This is a genomic window from Chryseobacterium scophthalmum (assembly GCF_900143185.1).
GTDB classification, from domain to species: Bacteria; Bacteroidota; Bacteroidia; order Flavobacteriales; family Weeksellaceae; genus Chryseobacterium; species Chryseobacterium scophthalmum.
This window is the reverse complement of record NZ_FSRQ01000002.1, coordinates 179,092-201,803: the sequence shown is the minus strand read 5'-3', so window position 1 is coordinate 201,803 and position 22,712 is coordinate 179,092. Positions and strand designations below refer to the sequence as shown.

At 33.7% G+C, this 22,712-nt stretch carries 20 protein-coding genes, 2 tRNA genes and 1 pseudogene; 15 read left to right on the top strand and 8 right to left on the bottom strand.

Annotated features, from left to right (window positions below; translation table 11 throughout):
- Positions 1 to 9 precede the first annotated feature (9 nt).
- The 4 genes from rseP (at position 10) to BUR17_RS11040 (ending at position 4,530) form a co-directional block, all read left to right on the top strand.
- The gene (gene rseP / locus BUR17_RS11055) at positions 10 to 1,362 is read left to right on the top strand and encodes an RIP metalloprotease RseP (protein ID WP_074230441.1); all 1,353 of its coding nucleotides are present in this window, start codon (positions 10 to 12) and stop codon (positions 1,360 to 1,362) included.
- A gap of 80 nt (positions 1,363 to 1,442) precedes the next feature.
- A tRNA-Asn gene (locus BUR17_RS11050) sits at positions 1,443 to 1,516 on the top strand.
- A gap of 181 nt (positions 1,517 to 1,697) precedes the next feature.
- Positions 1,698 to 1,771 (top strand) — tRNA-Asn (locus tag BUR17_RS11045).
- 233 nt (positions 1,772 to 2,004) lie between these two features.
- On the top strand, positions 2,005 to 4,530 hold the full coding sequence (locus BUR17_RS11040; protein ID WP_084550573.1) for a DUF5686 family protein: 2,526 nt from the start codon (positions 2,005 to 2,007) through the stop codon (positions 4,528 to 4,530).
- A gap of 421 nt (positions 4,531 to 4,951) precedes the next feature.
- On the opposite strand, the gene rpmA is transcribed toward BUR17_RS11040, so the two are convergent.
- The 3 genes and pseudogenes from rpmA to BUR17_RS11025 form a co-directional block, all read right to left on the bottom strand.
- Positions 4,952 to 5,209 carry a 50S ribosomal protein L27 gene (gene rpmA / locus BUR17_RS11035; RefSeq protein WP_034677604.1) on the bottom strand — a complete coding sequence of 86 codons (258 nt, stop codon included), beginning with the start codon at positions 5,207 to 5,209 and terminating at the stop codon, positions 4,952 to 4,954.
- A gap of 31 nt (positions 5,210 to 5,240) precedes the next feature.
- Positions 5,241 to 5,618: pseudogene (gene rplU, locus BUR17_RS11030) on the bottom strand (50S ribosomal protein L21); the annotation flags it as partial.
- Positions 5,619 to 5,697: 79 nt separating this feature from the next.
- Entirely contained in the window at positions 5,698 to 6,591 is an 894-nt protein-coding gene (locus BUR17_RS11025) for a GLPGLI family protein (protein ID WP_074230440.1), read from the bottom strand.
- A gap of 191 nt (positions 6,592 to 6,782) precedes the next feature.
- Here BUR17_RS11025 and BUR17_RS11020 point away from each other — a divergent pair, with 191 nt between their 5' ends.
- The 5 genes from BUR17_RS11020 to BUR17_RS11000 all read left to right on the top strand — a co-directional run bounded on the left by BUR17_RS11020 (position 6,783) and on the right by BUR17_RS11000 (position 11,741).
- On the top strand, positions 6,783 to 7,667 hold the full coding sequence (locus tag BUR17_RS11020; protein WP_074230439.1) for a neutral zinc metallopeptidase: 885 nt from the start codon (positions 6,783 to 6,785) through the stop codon (positions 7,665 to 7,667).
- Positions 7,668 to 7,779: 112 nt separating this feature from the next.
- Positions 7,780 to 8,874, top strand: coding sequence for an acyltransferase family protein (locus tag BUR17_RS11015; RefSeq protein ID WP_074230438.1), 1,095 nt, complete (start codon positions 7,780 to 7,782; stop codon positions 8,872 to 8,874).
- 74 nt (positions 8,875 to 8,948) lie between these two features.
- A complete protein-coding gene (miaE, locus tag BUR17_RS11010) occupies positions 8,949 to 9,530 on the top strand; it encodes a tRNA-(ms[2]io[6]A)-hydroxylase (protein ID WP_074230437.1) in 582 nt (193 codons plus the stop codon).
- Between the two features lie 7 nt (positions 9,531 to 9,537).
- Positions 9,538 to 10,155 carry a DUF502 domain-containing protein gene (locus tag BUR17_RS11005; RefSeq protein ID WP_066675318.1) on the top strand — a complete coding sequence of 206 codons (618 nt, stop codon included), beginning with the start codon at positions 9,538 to 9,540 and terminating at the stop codon, positions 10,153 to 10,155.
- A gap of 209 nt (positions 10,156 to 10,364) precedes the next feature.
- Positions 10,365 to 11,741 carry a tryptophanase gene (locus tag BUR17_RS11000; RefSeq protein ID WP_074230436.1) on the top strand — a complete coding sequence of 459 codons (1,377 nt, stop codon included), beginning with the start codon at positions 10,365 to 10,367 and terminating at the stop codon, positions 11,739 to 11,741.
- A gap of 135 nt (positions 11,742 to 11,876) precedes the next feature.
- Here the strand turns inward: BUR17_RS11000 and BUR17_RS10995 are convergent, their stop codons facing one another.
- On the bottom strand, positions 11,877 to 13,076 hold the full coding sequence (locus BUR17_RS10995) for a PQQ-dependent sugar dehydrogenase (RefSeq protein WP_074230435.1): 1,200 nt from the start codon (positions 13,074 to 13,076) through the stop codon (positions 11,877 to 11,879).
- Positions 13,077 to 13,187: 111 nt separating this feature from the next.
- Between BUR17_RS10995 and BUR17_RS10990 the strand changes: the two genes are divergently transcribed.
- The 4 genes from BUR17_RS10990 to BUR17_RS10975 all read left to right on the top strand — a co-directional run bounded on the left by BUR17_RS10990 (position 13,188) and on the right by BUR17_RS10975 (position 17,922).
- Positions 13,188 to 13,559, top strand: coding sequence for a BlaI/MecI/CopY family transcriptional regulator (locus BUR17_RS10990; RefSeq protein WP_074230434.1), 372 nt, complete (start codon positions 13,188 to 13,190; stop codon positions 13,557 to 13,559).
- Between the two features lie 2 nt (positions 13,560 to 13,561).
- Positions 13,562 to 15,358, top strand: a complete 1,797-nt coding sequence (locus BUR17_RS10985; protein ID WP_074230433.1) for a M56 family metallopeptidase — start codon at positions 13,562 to 13,564, stop codon at positions 15,356 to 15,358.
- A 171-nt stretch (positions 15,359 to 15,529) separates the two neighbouring features.
- The gene (uvrB, locus tag BUR17_RS10980) at positions 15,530 to 17,521 is read left to right on the top strand and encodes an excinuclease ABC subunit UvrB (protein WP_074230432.1); all 1,992 of its coding nucleotides are present in this window, start codon (positions 15,530 to 15,532) and stop codon (positions 17,519 to 17,521) included.
- Between the two features lie 26 nt (positions 17,522 to 17,547).
- A complete protein-coding gene (locus BUR17_RS10975; protein WP_074230431.1) occupies positions 17,548 to 17,922 on the top strand; it encodes a VOC family protein in 375 nt (124 codons plus the stop codon).
- A gap of 53 nt (positions 17,923 to 17,975) precedes the next feature.
- Here BUR17_RS10975 and BUR17_RS10970 read toward each other — a convergent pair whose 3' ends face one another.
- From BUR17_RS10970 to BUR17_RS10955, 4 genes are all read right to left on the bottom strand, one after another.
- A complete protein-coding gene (locus BUR17_RS10970; RefSeq protein WP_074231175.1) occupies positions 17,976 to 18,230 on the bottom strand; it encodes a DUF3820 family protein in 255 nt (84 codons plus the stop codon).
- Between the two features lie 14 nt (positions 18,231 to 18,244).
- Entirely contained in the window at positions 18,245 to 19,345 is a 1,101-nt protein-coding gene (locus BUR17_RS10965) for an AI-2E family transporter (protein ID WP_074230430.1), read from the bottom strand.
- Positions 19,346 to 20,080: a beta-carotene 15,15'-monooxygenase gene (locus tag BUR17_RS10960; protein ID WP_074230429.1), complete on the bottom strand. Its 735-nt coding sequence runs from the start codon at positions 20,078 to 20,080 to the stop codon at positions 19,346 to 19,348.
- A gap of 69 nt (positions 20,081 to 20,149) precedes the next feature.
- The gene (locus BUR17_RS10955; RefSeq protein WP_074230428.1) at positions 20,150 to 20,884 is read right to left on the bottom strand and encodes a hypothetical protein; all 735 of its coding nucleotides are present in this window, start codon (positions 20,882 to 20,884) and stop codon (positions 20,150 to 20,152) included.
- Between the two features lie 47 nt (positions 20,885 to 20,931).
- On the opposite strand from BUR17_RS10955, the gene BUR17_RS10950 reads away from it, so the two are divergent.
- Complete coding sequence (locus BUR17_RS10950) at positions 20,932 to 21,909, top strand: aminodeoxychorismate synthase component I (RefSeq protein ID WP_074231173.1); 978 nt, start codon at positions 20,932 to 20,934, stop codon at positions 21,907 to 21,909.
- Positions 21,893 to 22,519 (top strand): aminotransferase class IV, encoded by a 627-nt coding sequence (locus BUR17_RS10945; protein ID WP_074230427.1) that lies wholly within the window; start codon positions 21,893 to 21,895, stop codon positions 22,517 to 22,519. The genes BUR17_RS10950 and BUR17_RS10945 overlap by 17 nt, the downstream gene beginning before the upstream one ends.
- The last annotated feature ends 193 nt before the right edge of the window (positions 22,520 to 22,712 follow it).

Here is a 22,712-nt window from a genome sequence, read left to right as displayed (position 1 = left end):
AAACAATTAATGGAATTAGCAATTAAGATCTTTCAATTTATATTAAGCATCTCTATCTTAGTAATTCTTCACGAGCTTGGGCATTTCTTACCCGCAAAGTATTTTAAAACCAAAGTAGAAAAGTTTTATCTTTTCTTCGACCCTTATTTTTCTCTGGTTAAAAAGAAAATTGGTGAAACTGAATACGGTATCGGATGGCTTCCTTTCGGAGGTTATGTGAAAATTGCCGGAATGGTTGACGAAAGTATGGATACTGAGCAATTGAAGCAGCCTGCACAACCGTGGGAATTCAGAGCAAAACCAGCTTGGCAGAGATTGATCATCATGTTGGGTGGAGTTACGGTAAATTTCTTCCTTGCTTGGTTGATTTACGGATGTCTTTCGTTTTTCAATGGTGAAACTTCTTTTGATACAGCGAAAGTTGATGCTCCGATGAATTATACAAGTGTTGCTAAAGGAATGGGTTTCCAGGATGGAGATAAAATCTTAAAAGTAGACGGAAAAACTCAGAATAATTTTGATAAATTGGCTTTGGATGTTTTATTAAGCGATGAGATTACTGTTTTAAGAAGCGGAAAAGAAGTTACATTCCCAACGAATGACGATGGTAAAGCGATGGCTTTCAAAGATGAAAATCCTAGAGCATTTCTTACGCCAAGATTTCCTGCGGTAATCGATTCTATCTACAATCCTAAAACGCTACAAGCTGGATTAAAAATTGGTGACCAAGTTGTTGCAGTAGATGGAAAGAAAATTTCTTATTATGATGAATTTCAGGAAACTGTAAGAAATAATCCAGGGAAAGACCTTAAAGTAGATGTAATGAGAGGTGGAGCAATTCAACCGCTGGTTTTGTCGGTATCTAAAGAAGGTACTTTAGGATTGGCTTCTTATATAGACAAAAGATTAAAAACATATTATATAACTAAGCATTTTACTTTTGGAGAATCTATCGGAAGAGGCTTCACGAGAAGTATTGAAAGCTTAACGTATCAGGTAAAACAGTTTAAATTAATCTTCAACAAAAAGGTTCAGGGTTATAAAAAAGTTGGTGGTCCATTAGCTATAATCAAAAATATGCCTGTTGATAAAGCAAAAGATGGAAGTGTATCAATCGACTGGACTGCTTTCTGGGGTTTTACAGCAATGTTCTCTGTTTGGTTGGCGTTCTTAAACTTAATTCCGATTCCTGGATTAGATGGTGGTCACGTTATTTTTACTTTATATGAAATGATTGTTGGTAAACCTGTTCCACAAAAGATATTGGAAAATGCTCAAATGGTGGGTGTTATCTTCCTGTTAGGCTTAATGTTACTGATTTTTGGAAGTGACATTTTTAAATGGGTTACAGGAAATCTTTAAAATTATTTAAAAAAATAAATAAAAAACTTGCGTGGTTTAAATATCAGTACTATATTTGCACCACTCTAAAAGAGGAACATTCCTCCTTAGCTCAGTTGGTTAGAGCATCTGACTGTTAATCAGAGGGTCCTTGGTTCGAGCCCAAGAGGAGGAGCAAAAAAGACTTACATTACTGTAGGTCTTTTTTGATTTTAATACTTTCCTGTTTCAAATTATTTTAAAATTTAATTTACTGAAATATAATCTGATAGCACTTTTCAGGTGATTTTGGTTAAAAAAAATTTGCTTGATATTATTTTTCATATTATCTTTGCACCACCTTAAAAGAGGAACATTCCTCCTTAGCTCAGTTGGTTAGAGCATCTGACTGTTAATCAGAGGGTCCTTGGTTCGAGCCCAAGAGGAGGAGCAAAAAGACTTACATTATTGTAAGTCTTTTTTGTTTTATTTTCTTCCCAAAATATAACTTCGCTTTTTTTATCAAATATCAGCTTTAAGCTTTATTCAGGCACAATATTCATAGCTTTATTTTCGTTACATTTGCAGTTTTACAGATAAACACAAAAGTCTTTAAAAAACTTTTAAAATTTAATAATAAAACAGCATAGTTTTTGTTTAGCTAATTGCTCGAAGATACGAATGATGTCAACCAATCAATTTAAATACGGTTTCCTTTATATATCCCTTTTTATAGCCAGTCTTTTTCATGCCCAAAACTCGGCAAGCGGGAAGATTGTAGACGCTAAAACCAGCAAAGAGATTAGCGCTGTTGAGGTTTTTATTAATGATAACAATACGCCTGTTCTTACAACCACTTCCGGAAGCTTCAGTGTGAAGTCTGATAGTATTATTTACAAATTAAAGTTTCAGAAAAAAAACTATGCTTTAGAAAGTGTAGAAATTACTCCGGATAATAGCAATAATCTTATAATAACGCTTTCTTCTGAAAAAGTAAGCAGTATTGAAGAAGTTGTTATTCACAATGAGAAAACGAAATTTAAAAATAAAAAAGAAAATCCGGCATACCGAATTATGCAGGAAGTCTGGAAGCGCAAGAGAAATAACGGTCTTGATAAATTTGATACTTACACATACAAAGAATACGAAAAGATTCAGTTTGATGCCAATAATCTCGACAGTGCATTTATGCACAGAAAAATCTTTAATAAGTTGGATTTCATCTTTGATTATGCCGATTCTACCGCAAGAGGAAAAATGGCATTACCAATCTTCTTAAACGAATCTATTTATAATCATTTCGGACAAAATAAACCTAATAAAAAGACTAAAAAACTATTGGTTGCCCAGAAAACTTCAGGTTTTCAGGATAATCAGGTGATTGCAATTACAGCTAAAAACCTGTATCGTGACATCAATATTTATGATAATACTTTAAATTATTTCGATATAGGATTTCCTAGTCCGGTGGGAACTGATGGTTTTAGCACGTATGATTATAATTTGACAGATACAGTTTCTATCCGAGGAGAACAAGCATATAAAATACGTTATCAGCCGAGAAGAACGGAGGTTTTAGCTTTTCAGGGATATCTTTATATTGACACCGATTCTTATGCGGTTTTGGAAGCTACTTTAAAATCAACAAATAAAATAAATGTCAATTTCATCAACTCCATTTCTACGGAATTGGAATATGATAATCCTGACGATGAAACATTTTTGCCTAAAAAATATGTTACAGAAATTGAAATGACTCCTTTTTCTAAAAAGAAGACCGCAAAAAGTATTATTGCCAAAAGATCTGTAGACTATTCTGATTATGATTTTAATAAACCGTTAGCTGATACTGTTTTCACAAGAAAAAAAGAAGAATACGACGATCGATTTGTAGATAAGGACGATGCTTTTTGGGTGAATGCAAGACCGGATTCTTTATCTAAAGAAGAAAAAGGGGTGTACGAAATGCTTGATCGATTACAACAGACCCCAAAATTCAATAGAATTATTAAACTTACAGAAACGCTTGCTTCTCGATATTATAATGTGACCAAAGGAATTGATTTGGGTCCTATAACCTCTATTTATGGGAAGAATGAAGTAGAAGGTGATAGAATAAGATTAGGAGCAAGAACGTATTTTACGCAAAATGATCCTTGGAGAATTGAGTTTTATAATGCTTATGGTTTTAAAGATCAACAATTCAAATACGGAGTAGAGGGTCGATATATGTTCAATAGAGTCAATCGTTTTATGATTGGAGGAGGAACAAAAAGAGACATTACACAACTTGGAGTACAATTAACGACTGAAGATGGGATTTTATCACGTTCATTTGCTTCTTCAACCGTTTTTGCGAGAGGAGAAAATGCTTCTTTAAGTTCGGTAAACCAAACGAGTTTTTTCACTTCTATTGAACCTTGGAAAAACTTTCAGGTAAGAGTTGACGGAACGATGCAAAGTATTAAATCTGCCAATCCTTCAGGTTTTAGCTTGATGTATTTCAGAAATGGTGATTTAAGAAAAACCACCAATGATTCGCATGTTACAATCAGTTTAATAGCAAGACCGGGAGCTACTTTTTCTCAAACCGGAGTTGACCGATATGAGCATGGAACCTTGGCTCCGACCATTGTTTTAAAATACACGAGAGGTATTGAAGGTTTGTTTAATGCTGATTTTAATTATAACAAATTGCAGTTTATGTTTTACAAGCCTATTCTTTTGGGTAGTTGGGGAAAAACATTGCTGAATTTTGAAGCTGGGAAAAACTTTGATACTGTTCCTTTAGCATTGCAGAATATCATTCCAGGAAACCAATCGTATGGAATTGTTCCGAATACATTTGCTCAGTTAAATTATTATGAATTTGTAGCCGACACCTATTCTACGCTTCACATAGAGCATCATTTTAATGGTAAAATACTTTCATATATCCCTTTAATTAAGAAACTGAAGTTAAGAGAAGTTGCATTCATCAGAGGTGCTTACGGATCTTTGAGTGACGCGTCAAAAAATATAAATGTTGATAATTTAAAATATTCTGCGCCAGATCAGCAAGTGTATTATGAATACGGATTTGGTATTGAAAATATAGGTTTCGGAAACATAAGAATCTTCCGTGTAGACTTCAACTGGAGAGGAAATTATCTTAACAGACCTGATGTTTCTAAATTTGGAATTAAAGCGGGATTTCAGTTCGGATTTTAGATCATGTTATAGCAAACTATCTTCATGTTTAGCAAACTCTTTTTTGATTAGTTCTTGATGTATTATTGTAAGAAAATATTTACAATGATATTACCAATTAAATTTAAAGATCAAAGCTATTTGGCGGAAATTACAAAATCAGATGGTTATTTTATGTTTAGATTTAAAGAAAGCATGAACACTTATCACCATTACAATTTTGTTTTCCAAGTTTTTAAATGTCCTTTAAGCTGTAGGCTTAAACATTTTAAAGAGTTCAAAAATAGAGTTTTTGGAGAATGTAATTATGGTTGTCCAAAAGGGATTTGCTGCTGTTATTCTAAATCATTTAAAATTTATTCTGAATAAACTAATTATTAAAACCACAAAAAATCCTCAACAAAAATGTTGAGGATTTTATTTTTATAAAACGCTAATTTAATTATGCGTTCGGCTCAATAGATACGTATGATCTGTTGTTTGCTTTCTTTCTGAAAACTACTTTACCGTCAACAAGAGCGTGCAAAGTGTGATCTTTACCCATACCAACATTTTCACCTGGGTGATGTTGAGTACCTCTTTGTCTGATAATAATGTTACCAGCAATAGCGTCTTGTCCACCGAAAATCTTCACACCTAATCTTTTAGAATGAGATTCTCTACCGTTTTTGGAACTACCAACTCCTTTCTTGTGTGCCATTTTATTCTAAGGTTTTTTGGTTTAACAATTATTCTGCGCTTTCAGCAGCGTCAGCTTTTTTAGTTGTTTTTTTAGCAGGCTTCTCTGCTTTTTTTCCTTCAAATCCTGTAATACCAGTGATTTTGATTTGAGTTAAAGATTGTCTGTGACCGTTTTTAACTTCATAACCTTTTCTTCTTTTCTTTTTGAAGATGATTACTTTATCAGCTTTTACGTGATCAAGGATCTCTGCCTCTACAGTGATACCGCTTACAGCTGGGGCGCCTACAGTGATTGCTCCGTTTACAGTAAGTAAGATTTTATCGAAAGATACTTTTCCTCCTTTATCTCCTTTCAAACGGTTCACAAACAACTTCTGGTCTTGCTCAACTTTGTATTGAAGCCCTGCTATTTCTACAATTGCAAACATTGTCTATAAATTTTTAGTTAATTCGAGGTGCAAATGTACTGATTATTTTTTTAGTAACAATATGATTTTGAGAAATTTTCTACTTTCTGTGTAGATTTATTTCCAGCTGATTATTAATTGATTTATATTTTTTAGCCATTGATTCTTCAAAGAATTTAATAATTTCTGCATTATTGGTTATTTTTTTTCCATCTCCCGTAGTTACAGTCATAGAATTATTGGGATTAGCCAAATCTAGTTTAATGTCTTTTGCAGGATCATTTTTATAAGTCATAAATAACTTTTTGTATTGAGTCGGATTTACTTTTACTCCCTCAAATTCATGTTTAGCTTCCTTCTCCAATGCTGAAATATAATCCCAGGAATGGTTTTCAGCTTTCAGTTTTTTACTTCCTTTTAATAAAAACTGATGCGATTTGGTTTTATCTTCTAATTTCACAATCAAACCAGGCAAACCGTGAAACTTGTACGGACCATCCGGAAAAGGCAGGTCTTTAGAAAACCAAGCTTCCCAGATTCTTCCTCCAAAATTCGCTGTTGCTTTTTGGCAATTATAGTTTTCAATTTTTTGTGTTTCAGGAAGAATCTGCCATTTTATCACAGGAGTTTCCTCTACGATCATATTGGTCTGCTCAATATTTGTAAACCAAGTAGTTTTAAAACTCGGATATGACTTTTCTATTAAATAAGAAATATTCCACTCTTCGGTGGTGGAAGAATAACTTAAACTATTCGGCGTAGACTTTCTCTGTTCAATGATGGAATTGTTCGTGATAGAATCACTTGCAAATTTTGCCTGTCCATAAAAGTAAGATTTGGTCGGGAAAATATCAAGATTCACAAACTCTTTTTTCAGGCTGTCTGTTTTTGTGGAATCAATTCTAAACTGATATTCGTAAATAAAGCGATTTCCCTGCGCAGATAAATTGACAACGGCAAATATTGCCAAAATAAGGCTGTATATAAACTTCATATTTTTTGTGATTGATTCTCCAAATATAGAAATTAAATTGCTTCTCTCTTATTTGTTATTGATTTTAAATCATATCAAAATCAAATATTAAACAATAATTTTTTACCTGCATAGCATAGTTTTTTTTCAGTATGAATTAGTGAATTATTTCACATTATTGTATATCTTCGCTTTCACCAAAATATTTCAATATGAAAAGAAACTTTAATTTCTGCTTATTAGCAGGAGCATTTGCTGTATTCTCATTATCAGCATGTAACGACGATACAATGGAAACGCCTGTATCTGAATCTCAAACAGAAAATTTAAAACCTGAACAGCCAGGCGAGCTCGAAAAGATCTGCTATTATGTAGACCAGTACTGGAGCTCAAATGCCGTATTGACAACATCATTGCCGAACTCTACAGACACGAGTTTTATGAATGCTCAGATGACAAAAATTGCCAGTCTATGGGGAAGAAGTAATCCAACATTACGTTTCGTAAATGATCCGTCTAATCCCAATTCTACGTATAATGCGATTTCGTATTCTACCGGAAAGATCTACTATGGCTACGCAATTTATGCCGATGCAAAAAACAAAGGCGGAAACATCGTTAATGCAATGATCCTCGCTCATGAATACGGTCATCAGTTGCAGTATATTTTTGGACTTCCGTCTGTAAGTGAATCCACAGCGAGACCAAATGAACTGGAAGCAGACGGTTTTGCAGGATATTATTTAAGAAGACCCAATGGTTACAATCAGACATCATTTGCCCAGATTGCAGCAGCATATGAATTTGCCCAAAGTATTGGCGATTATCAGACAACCAGTGCAGGACACCACGGAACGCCGCCTCAGAGAAGATCTGCAGTGCGTTTAGGTTTTCTTTTAGGGCAGTACGACCTTTCTGCTGCAGATTTTGATTACAACTTCTTTTATTATTATCAGGGAGTTTTAAACGGAACTTACAAAATGGCAAAAAACTCAAAGTTTCCTGAGTTAGATGCTTATATGAGTCAGTATCTTGATGAGTTGAAACAGATTCAGTCAGGCGAAATTTCTGCAGAAGAGTTTAAAAACCTTAAATAAACATTCATTTTAATATCTTTTAGTAGAGAGGTAAGACATTATTCTTACCTCTTTTTCTTTGTGTACAATATTCGCAAAGTTTAATTACTTTTGGAAAATATTCCACATTTAGATGAACAGAGATCTCTACATTGATTTTGCGAAAGGTTTAGCCACACTTTCCATTATATTTATTCACACCGCATTTTGGTCGGGGCAGTTTTACATTATTCCGGAAATACGGGTTTTTTCTTTGGTTTTTGATGTCGCAATTTTTTATGCTTTAAGCGGGATCACTTCAGGAAACAATATTGAGAAAACACTTTACCGTTTACTAAAACTGCAGATAACGTACATGATTTTTGTTACGCTTCTGTTCTTTTTAGATTATTTCTTTAAAATATTTGGGCTCACCTTTTTCTCACTTGAATGGCTACAGAGCTTCTATTCTACATTTGGCTCAAAATATTCAGCAACGAGTATTTCTACAGCTCCACAATGGCAGAATTTAGGCAATTGGTACCTTCACGAATACAGAAATGCAGATACTTTTCCTGTTGTAATGGGAAGCTTTTGGTATCTTAAAGTTTACTTTATTTTAACGGTTTTCGGAGTTTTAATTTTAAAATTTTTCCCGAAACACGTCAATTGGTTTATCGGAATTTGTGTTGCTTTAACTTTATTGTTTAATATTTTCCCGGAAATTTATCCGAGCGGACAAGTAGGATATGTTGCTTTTTACATGACGGTTTTCCTTGTTGGAAACCGAATGAGAGGTAAAAAAATACCGACAAAAATGATTCCTGTTCTTTACGGATTGGTTGCCCTAGCTTTGGTTTGGATGTTTTGGTACTTCGGAAACGAAATATTTTTTAAAATTAACAAGCAAAAATTTCCGCCGCAAACGCCATACATTATCTGGACTTTGTTTTCACTGACGACTTTATTTGTCTTGTACAACAGATTAAAGATTACCAAAGAAAATTTCGTCACTTATATCGGTAAAAACGCAATTTTCTTTTATTTCGGTCAGGGAATCAGCTCGTCGTTGGTTTATTTTCTGGTCGTTCCGATGAAAGAATTGATGCCTTGGTGGATTTTAATGGTCATTATTTACATCATAAATGTTGCCTTAGCGTTTATCATTGCGGCTGGTTTGAAGAAATTTGATGATTTTGGCTGGAAGATTTTAGAATTTTTAAGAAAGAAAACAGCTGCTCAAAACTAAATCTGCTATCGAATTTGAAACAAAACAATAATTCTTATCGCAATTTATTTTAAATTTACAGAAATTTTTAAATTATGTTTAAGTTGAAACTTCCTACCGATCCAAGGTGGGCAAATATTGCGGAGGATAACATTCAAGAAATTTTAACCGATCATGCGTGGTGCGAACAAAAAGCTGCTACCAATGCGATCGGGCTGATCACAATGCTTCCGGAACGTCCGGATATCGTGAAGGAGCTTTTGGCAATTGCTCAGGAAGAACTGGAGCATTTTGGACAGGTTCTGGAGATCATTACAAAACGAGGCTACACTTTTGGGCGTACAAGAAAAGATGATTACGTCAATGAATTGGTCAATTTCATCCAAAAAGGAGGTCACAGAGATACTTTAATTGTTGATAAAATACTTTTTGCAGCAATGATTGAAGCGAGAAGTTGCGAAAGATTTAAAGTTTTAACAGAAAATATAAAAGACGAAGAACTAAAAACTTTCTATAAAGAATTAATGATCTCTGAAGCGAATCATTATACTACATTTATCGGTTTTGCAAGACAGCTTGGTGACCCTGAAAAAGTGAATAAAAGATGGGAAGAATGGCTGGAATATGAAGCAGGTATCATAAAATCTTACGGAAACAAAGAAACTATACACGGATAAAAGCAAATTGAAAAAGCCGACTTTTGAAAACCTGACTAATTTTTTTCTGAAAAACTTCTTTCAGGGATTGTTGATAATTGGTCCTATCGGATTGACCATTTTTGTAATTTGGTATGTGATAACGTCGATCGACAATATCATTCCGTCTGTTGCAAGTGAAATTCCGGGGTTGGTTTTTGTTTCTACTTTGCTAATTACTGCTTTGTTGGGTTATTTAGGAAACAAATTTGTTGTTGGAAGATTTTTTGTAGATGCGGTTGACAGACTTTTAGAAAAAACTCCGGGTATCAAACATATTTATTCGCCTACCAAAGATGTGATGTCTTCGTTTGTAGGTGATAAGAAAAAATTTAGCGATCCGGTTTGGGTGAAAACCAACGAAAATCCTGAAATCTGGAGAATAGGGTTTCTTACTCAAAGGGAAATGGCCGATGTACACAAGCACAATTTTGTAGCAGTTTACCTTCCACACTCTTATGCAATTTCTGGTTGGGTGATTGTGACTGAAGAAAAAAATATTAAACCTGTTGTAGGAATGTCTGCAGCTACGGCAATGAAATTTGCGGTAAGCGGTGGTGTAGCAGGTTTTCATTCAGATGAAAATATATTTAAAGCTCCTGAGTAGATTTCTTTTACTCACTTTAAAACTGTTTGGTTTAATAAGAATATTTAAGCATTGTATTTTATAAGAACATCTTTGATGTTTTCTTAATCAATCTTAAAGCATTGATTTTCTTACTATTTAAAATTAAAACAGTATCAAAAAATACATCTGATGTTTTGAAATTAATTTCAAACAAATTTTTCTTTAATAAAATCTAAAAAATATATCACATGGAATTACCATACGCAGAACCGTTTCGTATTAAAATGGTGGAAGAGATCCGTCAATCTACAAGAGAAGAAAGAGAACAATGGCTGAAAGACGCTAAGTTCAATTTATTTAATCTAAAATCTTCGCAGGTTTACATCGATCTTTTGACAGACTCAGGAACCGGAGCGATGTCAGACAGACAATGGGGAGCTTTAATGACTGGTGACGAAAGTTATGCAGGTTCTCGTTCGTTCGAACAATTACACAATACTGTACAAAGTATTACAGGGTTTAAATATTTATTACCAACACACCAAGGAAGAGCTGCTGAAAACGTTCTGTTCTCAGTTTTGGTAAAAGATGGAGATGTAGTTCCGGGGAACTCGCATTTTGATACGACAAAAGGTCACATCGAAATCAGAAAAGCACACGCAATCGACTGTACGATTGATGAGGCTTTTGATATTAATGATCTTCATCCTTTTAAAGGAAATATTAATCTTGAAAAACTGGAAGCTGTTTATCAGTCTCATCCAAAAGAGCAGATTCCTTTCTGTTTGGTTACCATTACCTGTAATTCTTCAGGAGGACAGCCTGTTTCTCTTGAAAATATGAAAGCGGTAAAAGAACTTTCAGATAAATATGGAATTCCTGTATTTTTTGACTCTGCAAGATTTGCTGAGAATGCTTATTTCATCAAAAAAAGAGAAGCAGGTCAGGAAAACAGAAGCATTAAAGATATCTGTAAAGAAATGTTTTCTTACGGAGAAGGAATGACGATGAGTTCTAAAAAAGACGGTCTGGTAAACATCGGAGGATTTATTGCTTTAAATAATGAAGACGTTTTCAGAAAAGCATCAAACTTTACGATTATTTATGAAGGTTTCATCACTTACGGTGGAATGGCGGGAAGAGATATGGCTGCTTTGGCAGTTGGTCTTGATGAGGCAACAGAATTTGCTTATTTGGAAAGCAGAATTTCTCAGGTTGAATATCTTGGAAACAAATTGATCGAATACGGAATTCCTGTACAGAAACCGATTGGCGGACATGCTGTTTTCATTGATTCATTAAATTTCTTACCAAATGTTTCTCGTGCAGAATATCCGGCTCAAACTTTAGGTTTAGAAATCTATAAAGAAGCAGGAATCAGAACGGTTGAAATCGGAACTTTGTTAGCAGACAGGGATCCTGAAACCAGAGAAAATCGTTATCCGAAATTGGAATTGGTTCGTTTGGCAATTCCTAGAAGAACGTACACCAATAATCACATGGATTACATCGCAGCAGCAGTAAAAAATGTATATGAAAGAAGAAATGAAATCTCAAAAGGTTATAATATTACTTGGGAGCCTGAAATTTTAAGACATTTTACGGTGCATTTGGAAGAAGCTTAAATTCATTATAATAATTGATAAAAGTTCGGGCGCAAAATCTAAGATTTTGCGCCCGAACTTTTTTTAATATCTTTTTTTGATAGGATTTTATCCTATCCTTTGTTAAATCGTCCCTTTGGGACTCTCTTTTTAGATTTATTTCTTAGAGATTTTATACAGTTTTCCACTGTCGGTAATTCCGTAAAGATTTCCGTCAGAACCGTTCAGAACGTCTCTGAATCTTTCTTTTTGATCTAAAAGAAGACGTTCTTCACCAACCACTTTATTGTCTTTTAAAACAATCCTGTTGATGTGTTGGCCGCTCAAACAGGCGATGAATAAATTGTTTTTCCATTCATCAATATTTCCGGTGTAGAAAGTAACACCACTTGGGGAAACTACAGGATCCCAATAATAAACAGGCTGTTCGGTTCCTTCTTTTTGGGTGGTTCCGTTGTTGATTTTCTCACCTGAATATTCAATTCCATACGTTACATCACCCCAACCGTAATTTTTTCCGGGTTGAATTAAATTAATTTCATCTCCTCCTCTCGGTCCCATTTCAATATCCCAAAGCTGACCTTTTTCATCTAAAGCCAAACCTTGCGGGCTTCTGATTCCGAACGCATAAATTTCAGGTTTATAGCCGGTTTTTCCGATAAAAGGATTTCCAGTAGCGGGTTTTCCATCCTTGGTTATTTTTAAGATTTTTCCTAAATAATTATCGGTTTTCTGAGCGTAAACACGAGTTTCTTTATCTGATCTTTCACCTGTGCTCACAAAAAGATTTCCGTCTTTATCAAAAACCAATCGGCTTCCGTAATGTTTATCACCATCATAAGTTGGTGTCGCGCGAAAAATGACTTTTACGTCAGAAATGTTTTTTAAATCTGAAGAAAGTTTTCCTTTTGCAACGGCAGTATGATTTCCGCCTTCATAAGGTTCAGAATAGCAGAAATAAATAATATTATTGATTTTAAAATCAGGATCGAGTGCGACATCGAGCATTCCGCCCTGCCCTTTTGAGTCTACTTTCGGGAATCCTTCAATTTTAGAAATTTGCTTTCCATCGGTTGAAACAACATTCATGAAGCCTGTTTTTTCTGTGATCAAGAATTTTCCGTCAGGTAAATTAATGATTCCCCATGGTCTGCCTAAATCTTTAGTTAGAACTTCTACATTATAAGGGGTTGTAGTTTTTACCGGAGCAATACGGGTTTGCCCTTCAAAAGCGGGCTTGTAATTGGTATTGGCTTTTTCTTCTTTTGCAGAAGGCTCGCTTGGTTTTCCTTTTCCCTGACAAGAAACGATTGTGGTTGCTGAAGCCATTAGAATGGGTAAGAGAAGTTTTTTCATATTTAAAATTTAGATTGGTTTCTGAAATGAAAGGAAAAATAATGCCATAAAAAAGTTGTGTAATTAAAAATTTATTCTACATTTGTAGAGTAAGATTTAATTTTGTAGAATATGAATGAAATAAAACTCACAAATTCCGAAAAAATATTAATGGATATTCTTTGGGAAAAAGAAAAAGCATTTTTGAAAGATATTTTAGAATCATATCCTGATCCTAAACCGGCAACAACTACCGTGGCAACAGTGCTTAAAAGAATGCAGAATAAAGATTTGGTAGGCTTCAAACTTTTTGGAAACTCTCGTGAATACTTTCCAAAAGTGGCAAAAGGAGAATATTTCAATGATGAAATGACTTCTATGATTGACCGTTTTTTCAACAGCTCAGTAACGCAGTTTGCTTCGTTTTTTACATCCAATTCTAAACTGTCACAGAAACAATTGAAAGAACTTCGGGATATTATTGATCAACAGATAAAAGAATAATTATGTTAATCGTTTTAAAAATAATTCTGTGTTCGGGAATTTTGCTCGGTTTGTATCATTTGTTTTTAGCAAAAGAAAAAACTTTTACATTCAATAGGTTTTATCTTATTGCAGCTTTGCTGTTTTCATTATGCATTCCATTTGCGACGATAGAAACGAAAGAGGCTGTAAAAGAAATTCCTGCAACCGTTTTTGTAGAAGGAAATGAACAACCTATAGAAGCACAAATTGTAACACCACAGGAAAGTTTTGATTATACAAAAGCTCTTTTAATTGGTTATTGTATCGTTTCAGGGATTTTAATTTTAAAAATTGGATATTCTATTATAAAGATTAAAAAATTAAAAGGAAGAAAAATTAAGTATCAAAACAGAAGTGTTTTTCTTCTGAAACAAGACCTAGCTCCTTTCAGTTTTTGGAATACTATTTACCTTTCAGAAACTTATTTTAAAGATTCTAAAATTGAAAACTCTGTATTTCTACATGAAGAAATTCATGTAAAACAAAAGCATTCTTTAGATATACTTTTTGTGGAAGTTTTAAAAGCTGTTTTCTGGATCAATCCATTTATCTATTTCTATAAAAAAGCGATGGTCGATAATCATGAGTTCATTGCTGATGAAAGTGTAATTAATAAGAATAAAAACATAAAAAGTTATCAGGAACTAATTCTGCAGGAAATTGTAAAACAACAGAATCTTCCTTTAATACATCAGTTTAATTTTAATAACACCAAAAAAAGATTTACTATGATGAACAATAAAAATTCAAAATTTGCCAAAGTAAAAAACTATCTTGCTGTTCCCGCATTTGCTGTTTTAGCGATAATTTTTGCAGAAAAAACATATGCTAAAGAAAGTATTGAAAATCTAAATCAGGAAAAAGAAAATGTAATTTCTAAAGTGTTTTCAAATGATCCTCTTTCAGAATACAATCAAGTCATTAAAAAATACGGAAATCTTTTGGAGCAAAAAAAATATGCTGAATTTCACAAAGCAGTAAGCTTATCTGATCGGGCTAAACTTCACGACCTATACTTTCAACTTACAAAAGAACAAAGAGCGGCAACCCCTCTGTTTTTTATGAATACTCCTAAAAAACTTGCAAGAACGAAAGTAACACAAAGCGATATTAACAACTTTATGGATTCTAAAAAATACGGTTTGTGGATTGATGGGAAGAAAACCAAAAATAAGGAACTTAAAAACTTTACGCCTGAAGATTTCTCTAATCATTTTGTAAGTAAAAGATATCCAAATGCCATTAGCAAGCAAAATCCAGAGCCTTTCCAGCTTAATATGATGACAAATAAATATTTCGAAGAATATCTGAAGAAAGATGAAGCTGTACATATGAGTTTTAAAATAAAGGCTTTCATCAAAGGAAAAGATACAATTCCTGTTAAAAGAAATACTGAAGAAAGAGTAGAGAAAAAAACTTTTCAAGATATTTCTACAGCAGTAAAAGGAGTTGCTGCAGACTTGGTGCCTGCAGAATATCCTGGAGGAGTTAATGAATTAAGAAAGAAAGTATCTAAAAATTTTAATTCTGCCATTTTTGGTGAGACTAGTGGTTTAGTAAGATCAACGATAACGTTTGTTGTTGATAAGAATGGAAGTATAAGAGATTTAAAAGCAGAAGGAGAGAACGAGAAATTTAATAATGAAGTTTTCAGGGTTACAAAAGAAGCTAATGAAAATATCACTTGGAAACCTGCAACAAAAGATGGAGAGCCAGTAGCGTATCGGTATAACCTTCCTATAGCAATGCAATTTGCTGCCTACAAAAAAACACAATAAATATAATAGCGTTTTCAGCGATATCAATTTCAACCGTAAAGTGTAATGCTTTGCGGTTTTTTTAATGATGATTTTATCAGATAATTTTTTAATAAAAATATTCAAATGAGAAATTACAATTTATGACTTCACTCTTCATTGTTGCATTTTTTTATTTCCTAAATTTGAAGTATGAAATTCAATCTACAATCAGAATATCAACCTACAGGAGATCAGCCTAAAGCAATTGAAAAATTGACCGCCGGAATAGAGATCGGCGAAAAATATCAAACTTTGCTTGGGGTAACGGGTTCCGGGAAAACGTTTACTGTTGCCAATGTTGTGAATAACGTTCAGAAACCAACTTTGGTTTTGGCGCACAACAAAACTTTGGCGGCTCAGCTTTTTATGGAATTTAAAGAATTCTATCCCGAAAATGCTGTTGAATATTTCGTGAGTTACTATGATTACTATCAACCCGAAGCTTATATTGCAAGCTCAGGAACTTATATAGAAAAAGATTTAAGCATCAATGAAGAGGTAGAGAAATTACGTCTTTCTGCGATTGCAAGTTTGCTTTCAGGAAGGAGAGATATTTTGATTGTTGCCTCAGTATCATGTATTTATGGTGTTGGAAATCCTGCTGAATTTCATAAATCATTAATCTCTCTTGAGATTGGTGAAAAAACAACCCGAACCGCATTGCTTCATTCTTTAGTTAATGCGTTGTATTCAAGAACATTGGCTGACTTTCAACGCGGTACGTTTCGTGTAAAAGGAGACGTGATCGATGTATTTCCTGCGTATGCAGATAACGGAATAAGAATTCAGTTTTTTGGTGATGAAATTGAAAAAATTCAAAGCTTTGATCCTGTGTCCGGAAATGTAACTTCCAATTTTGATCAAATTCAGATTTATCCTGCTAATCTTTTTGTAACCACAAAAGAGACATTGAATGGTGCGATAAAAAATATCCAGGATGATATGGTAAAACAGGTTGACTTTTTCGCAGAAATCGGCAAGCCTTTAGAATCAAAAAGACTGCAGGAAAGAACAGAATTGGACCTTGAGATGATCAAAGAGCTTGGTTATTGTTCAGGAATCGAAAATTATTCGCGTTATCTTGACGGAAGACTTCCTGGATCTCGACCTTTCTGTCTTTTAGATTACTTCCCAAAAGATTTCTTAATGGTTATCGATGAAAGCCATGTTACGGTTCCGCAGGTTCATGCGATGTATGGCGGCGACAGAAGCCGTAAAGAAGCTTTGGTGGAGTATGGTTTCCGACTTCCTGCAGCGATGGATAACAGACCTTTAAAGTTTGAAGAATTTGAGGCCATTCAAAATCAAGTCATTTACGTTTCGGCAACTCCGGCAGATTATGAACTGGAAAAAACCGGAGGGGAATATATTGAACAGATCATCCGTCCCACAGGACTTTTAGATCCAATTATTGAAGTAAGACCTTCCTTAAATCAGATCGATGATCTAATGGAAGAAATAAATAAACGTGCTGAAATTGACGAAAGAGTTTTAGTGACTACTTTAACTAAAAAAATGGCGGAAGAGCTCACAAAATATTTCACAAAATTCGGAATCAGAACGAGATATATTCACTCTGATGTTGAAACTTTGGAGCGTATTCAGATTATGCAGGATTTGCGTCTCGGTGTTTTTGATGTTTTAATTGGAGTCAATTTATTGAGAGAAGGTCTTGATTTACCGGAAGTTTCATTGGTTGCCATTTTAGATGCCGATAAAGAAGGAATGTTGAGAAGTCGAAGATCAATGATTCAAACGGTTGGTCGTGCTGCAAGAAATGTAAATGGTAGAGCGATTATGTACGCCGATAAAATTACCAAATCGATGCAGGCAGCTTTAGATGAAACGGAATATCGTCGTGCAAAACAAATGCAGTACAATGAAGAGCATGGAAAAGTTCCGACCGCATTAAATAAAAAAATCTCTGAAAACCTTGTCGGAAGAAGTAAAGATTTCCCTGATGAAAAATATACTCAAAAGGAAATTACCCAAAAAGTTGCCGAAGTAAAAGCTACTTATGCTACTGAAGATATCGAAAAAATGATTGCTCAAAAGCAAAAAGAAATGGAAGCTGCCGCAAAAAATCTTGATTTTATAAAAGCCGCAAAACTGAGAGACGAAATTGTAGCTTTAAAAGGATAATCATTTAAATAAACTAAAACGATACAATGAAAAGAGTAACAGGAATTGGAGGAATTTTCTTCAAATGTAAAGATCCAATCAAAATGAAAGAATGGTACAAAACCCATCTTGGAATTGATACCAACGATTACGGAGCAACATTTGACTGGAAAGAAATGTCTGATTCTGATGCAAAAGGTTCCCTTACATGGAGCCCGACTAAAGAAACAACAGAATATTTTGAACCTTCAAAAAGAGAGTTTATGATCAATTATACCGTTGAGGATTTAGAAGCTTTGGTTGAAGAATTAAAAAAAGAGGGTGTAACGATTCTTGATGAAGTTGAAGTTTACGATTTTGGGAAATTCGTTCACATTCTCGATTTAGAAGGAAATAAAGTTGAATTGTGGGAGCCTAAATAGTTTAGCGTTATATAAATTAAAATTTCGGCGGCACCTTTGGTGCCGCCGAAGATTTATAAGTTATAAATCTTAGTTTTAGGTTTTTCATAACTCACTTTTCCACCACGAAGAGGCGTAAGCAGATCCATCAAACCATTTAATTTTATTTCATAAATCGTAGAAAGCTGCATTCCCAGTTTTCCGGGGGGCATTCCTTGGCGCTGAAACCATTCCAGATAACTTATCGGAAGATCAGCTAAAACAGTGTCTTTATATTTTCCGAAAGGCATTTTAACCACGCATATTTCCTGTAAAATTTCAGGATTTATTCCTTGCTCCATTTTTAAACTATTAAATCAATTTTATTTTCTAGATCTTCGTTTTTGTCTTTATCAGAAAGTTGAAGCTCGGGCGTTTCATCATCAGAAAATTCATTTCTGTACACTTGAATAAGAAGTAGTGTGAATGACACTAAAATAGGGCCGAAAATCAATCCCATAAATCCAAAAAGATTCATTCCCATAATAATTCCAAAAACGGTATTTAAAGGGTGAATATCTTCCAGTTTTTTTAGCAAAGTAAAACGAAGTACGTTATCTGTTAATCCAACCACAATTACACAATAAAGGGCAAGACCGATTCCCGGCCCGGTTTGACCTTCTGCAATCATAAAAATACAAATCGGAACATAAATAATTGCCGCTCCCACCACGGGAATCATCGATGCCGCTGCGGTTAATGCAAATAACAAAATAGGACTTGGTGCACCAAAGATAAAGTAACCAATTAGTGCGATTATTCCCTGTCCCAAAGCAACAACAGGAAGACCGATTGCATTTGCCATAATAAGTTTACGCATTTTTTCACCGATCAAAGAGACATTAGATCTTTTCAAGGGAGCTGCTGAAGCTAAAATTCTTTCGAAGAATCTTGGCTTTTCAAACATGAAGTAAAGAATAAAATACATCGACATTACTACCGTCAAAGTATTAAATGTTCCGCTTAATGCTGATGTAGAATATTTTCCGGCAAACTCTTTCAGCTTAACCATGTTCTCTTTACTCATGATGTCAAAGCTGGTTTTTTTATAAATAAAAGAGTGGATTTTTTCGACAAACACGTTAAACTTATCCATATAAGCTTGTGCATTTCCAAGCTTTTCAATCAATAAATCGGCAATAAAATACACCGGAAGAATAATAATAATTAAACTTGCCAGCATGAGAACTAAAGCAGAAGCCCACGGTTTCCATTTTCGTTCTTCCTGCAGGTAAAAATTATATTTTCTGCAGACGACATAAATCGTTATGGCTCCCAAAACTGAAGGGATAAAAAGCGCAAGATTAAAACAGATTAAACCTGCTAAAACCAAAATAATTGCAAGCAAAGAAACTTGTTTTATCGCTGTGCTGCTGATTTGTTTGTCTTTATTTTGTGGTATCATTTATTGTTTTTTCATTTGTAAGGGTTTGCCAAGGTAAGCGCAGTAAGCTGAGTACATAGCTATCTCCATGAAGCAAGCAGTAAAAATTATACCAACACCACATAAAATAATTCCTGACAGACTAATAATGCCACCTAAAAGTGCTGTTCCTAAAAAAGTACTGTAATTTTCTTTAACAATATTATAAGTTTTATTAAGTGCATCCATTGCATTTGCATTCTCAAACAATAAGATAGGATAACCAAGAAAAAATAAAGGATATACAAAGAAAAAAGGCAAAAAGCACATTAAAAATGAGATCCAAAGTATAATTGTAATAATCAAACTATACAATAAAATATTTCCTAAATTTTGACGATAGCCTATGAAAAGATCTGAAAACTCTATCTGTTCTTTAGTATTGAATTTATTTGTTATATAAATGAGCCCAACATAAAGTGGGGACATTAGAATTCCTAAAAAACTATATCCGGAATAATACAATGATGTCCCTGATCGATTCCAATAGGCGTAATCTGAATAATCTCCATCTAAATCTCTAAAGCTTCTTAGATTGTTCAGTAGATTATAACCGCTAATATTCTGAATTACAAAATTTGCAATGAAATAAATAACAATTATAATGAGACCATAAAGAAAAACGCCTTTATACATTTCGAAAGCATGAGAAATAATAGATCCGGTATTTCTTTCAGGTGCAGAGCCTTGCTGATCAAATTCGTTAAATTCGGACATGGTGTTTGTTTTTAATGTTTCTCAAATTTAATTTTTTTTGAGAACAAAAACATCACACATCTTTCAAAATCAGACTTTCTCGATGAAAATAGTTGTATACAAAGAATAAATCATCGCATTCCAAAATGGGAAAGTGAATAATCCACCGATCAAAAAGATCCCGAAACCGATGTATTTAAATAAAACAGCGACCATTGTACAAACTAATATTTCGATAAAATACATTTTTAAAGCTTTCCAGTTTAATGCAATTCCTTCAAAAATAGTTTTGTTCTGAAAAAACATTAATGGCGCCACAAACAATGTTATCATTACCCAAACAACAGGAAGAATAAGGGTTTGAGCAATAAAGCTGTATAAGAAATACCAGAATATAAAATAACTTGCATATCTGAAGAAATTCAGACCGTTATATCCGGCAAACAAATCTCTTAACTCAACATTTTCTTTAAGATCAATTTTTCTAAAGATTTGAAAAAATCCTAAATTTAAGGGATAAAGAAAAATCAGAGTTCCTACCAAACCAAGATAAAAGTTTTGGAATCCTTTACTGATCATGATTGCAGAAACATCATTTTTGTACGCTTCTAATCCTGCAGGTCCTATTTTCATATAATCAGACATGGCGCCCAAAAGCTGATCCATGATTCCGTATCGACCTGAAAAGTATAAGAAAACCGTAGAAAACAAAGCCAAATAAATAACCGAAAAAATCATTTGGTAAACCAACGTTTTGTTCCAGTAAAAAAATGCTTGTTTTAAAATAAAATCGATTCCCGGTTTTTGTGGATATTGCTCCTGCATTGAAAAAATTTTATGCAAAAGTAAACATCAATAACTACTTTTGCGGAATGTTTTCAGCGAATCATCAAAAATTTATTGAAATGGACGAACTTTCACATCAGAAAGTTCCCTTTTTCTTTATTATAGACTTCCTGGTTGATCAGGTAGAAATCTTCACAGAGAATGAAATTGAAAAAGAAGGTTTATTGATTGATTTTCAAAGTTTTTCGAATGTGGAAAAGCAGGAAAATTTAGATAAGAAAATAGAATTAAAATCATTTCCCGAATCACTGGAAAGCTTTAAAAAAGGTTTCGATCACGTTCAGAAAAATATTCGTCAGGGAAATTCTTATCTTACCAACTACACCCGGAAAACCAGAATTGAAACAAATCTCAACCTGGGAGAAATTTTTCATCATTCTTCTGCAAAATACAAGGTTTTATATAAAGATTTTTTCGTATTTTTTTCTCCTGAAACTTTCGTAAAGATTGTTGATGATAAAATTCAGACCTATCCGATGAAAGGTACGATTGATGCTTCTTTAGAGAATGCTGCAGAAATTTTGAAAAATGATAAAAAAGAAAAGGCAGAACATTATACTGTGGTCGATTTGCTTAGAAATGATTTAAGTATGGTTGCAGATGATGTGAAAGTTGATAAATTCCAGTATATTGATTTTCTGAAAACAAAACAGAAAGATCTGTATGCGATGAGTTCTGAAATTTCAGGAAATTTAAAACCTGAGTTTAAAGGAAAAGTAGGAAGTATCATGAAAAAACTTTTACCTGCAGGTTCTATTTTAGGAGCGCCAAAACCTAAAACTTTAGAAATTATCCTTGAAGCGGAAGGTTTCGACAGAGGTTTTTATACCGGAGTTTGCGGTTGGTTTGATGGAAAAGATCTAGACAGTTGTGTAATGATTCGTTTTATCGAAAAAGAAGGCGATCAGCTGTATTTCAAAAGCGGTGGCGGAATTACGCACATGAGCAAGTTAGAAGACGAGTATCAGGAAATGAAAAACAAAATTTATGTCCCAATTCATTGAAAGTATTAAAGTAGAAGATCAGGAATTGTTCCTGTTGGAGTTTCACCAGAAACGCGTGAACGAGACTTTCGCCCATTTTGGGAAAGAAGGTTCTATTGATTTGGAGAAGATTTTTAAAGATCTTCAACACGACGAAGACGGTTTATACAAACTGCGACTTGTTTATGACCTTGATAAAAAATTCAGAACGATGATGATGCCTTATGCGATTCCTGAAATTCAGGATTTTCAGTTGGTTGAAAATAACAGTTATGACTATTCTTTTAAGTTTGAAGATCGCAAAGAGCTTGAAAAAATGAAGATGAAGTCTAAAGCTGAGGAAATTATTATCGTAAAAAATAATCACATCACAGATACTTCATTTTCAAATATATTATTCCAAAAAGGAAAAGATTGGTTTACGCCATCCACTTATCTTTTAAACGGGGTGCAAAGACAATATCTTTTGAAGAAAAAGAAAATAAAAGAAGCCGAAATTACTTTGCAGAATATCAAGGAATTCTCACATTTTCAATTGATTAATGCAATGAATGATTTTGATGATATGTTTATTTATCCGATTCATAAAATCACCAATCTTCCGGGGAATGATGATTATTTGGATATTTAAATAATTTCTTTAAAATATTTTTCTCTCGCAGATTAAATAGAAAAGCAGATTTATAATTAAATAAATCTGCTTTTTTTACCATTAAGATTTTTTAAGAAGTTTAGAACATTAAGATTTGGCTTCGCTGTAAGAATTCATGCTTAAAAAATCTATAGATTTCTTAACCTATCTTAACTGCTTAACTTTCCTTAAT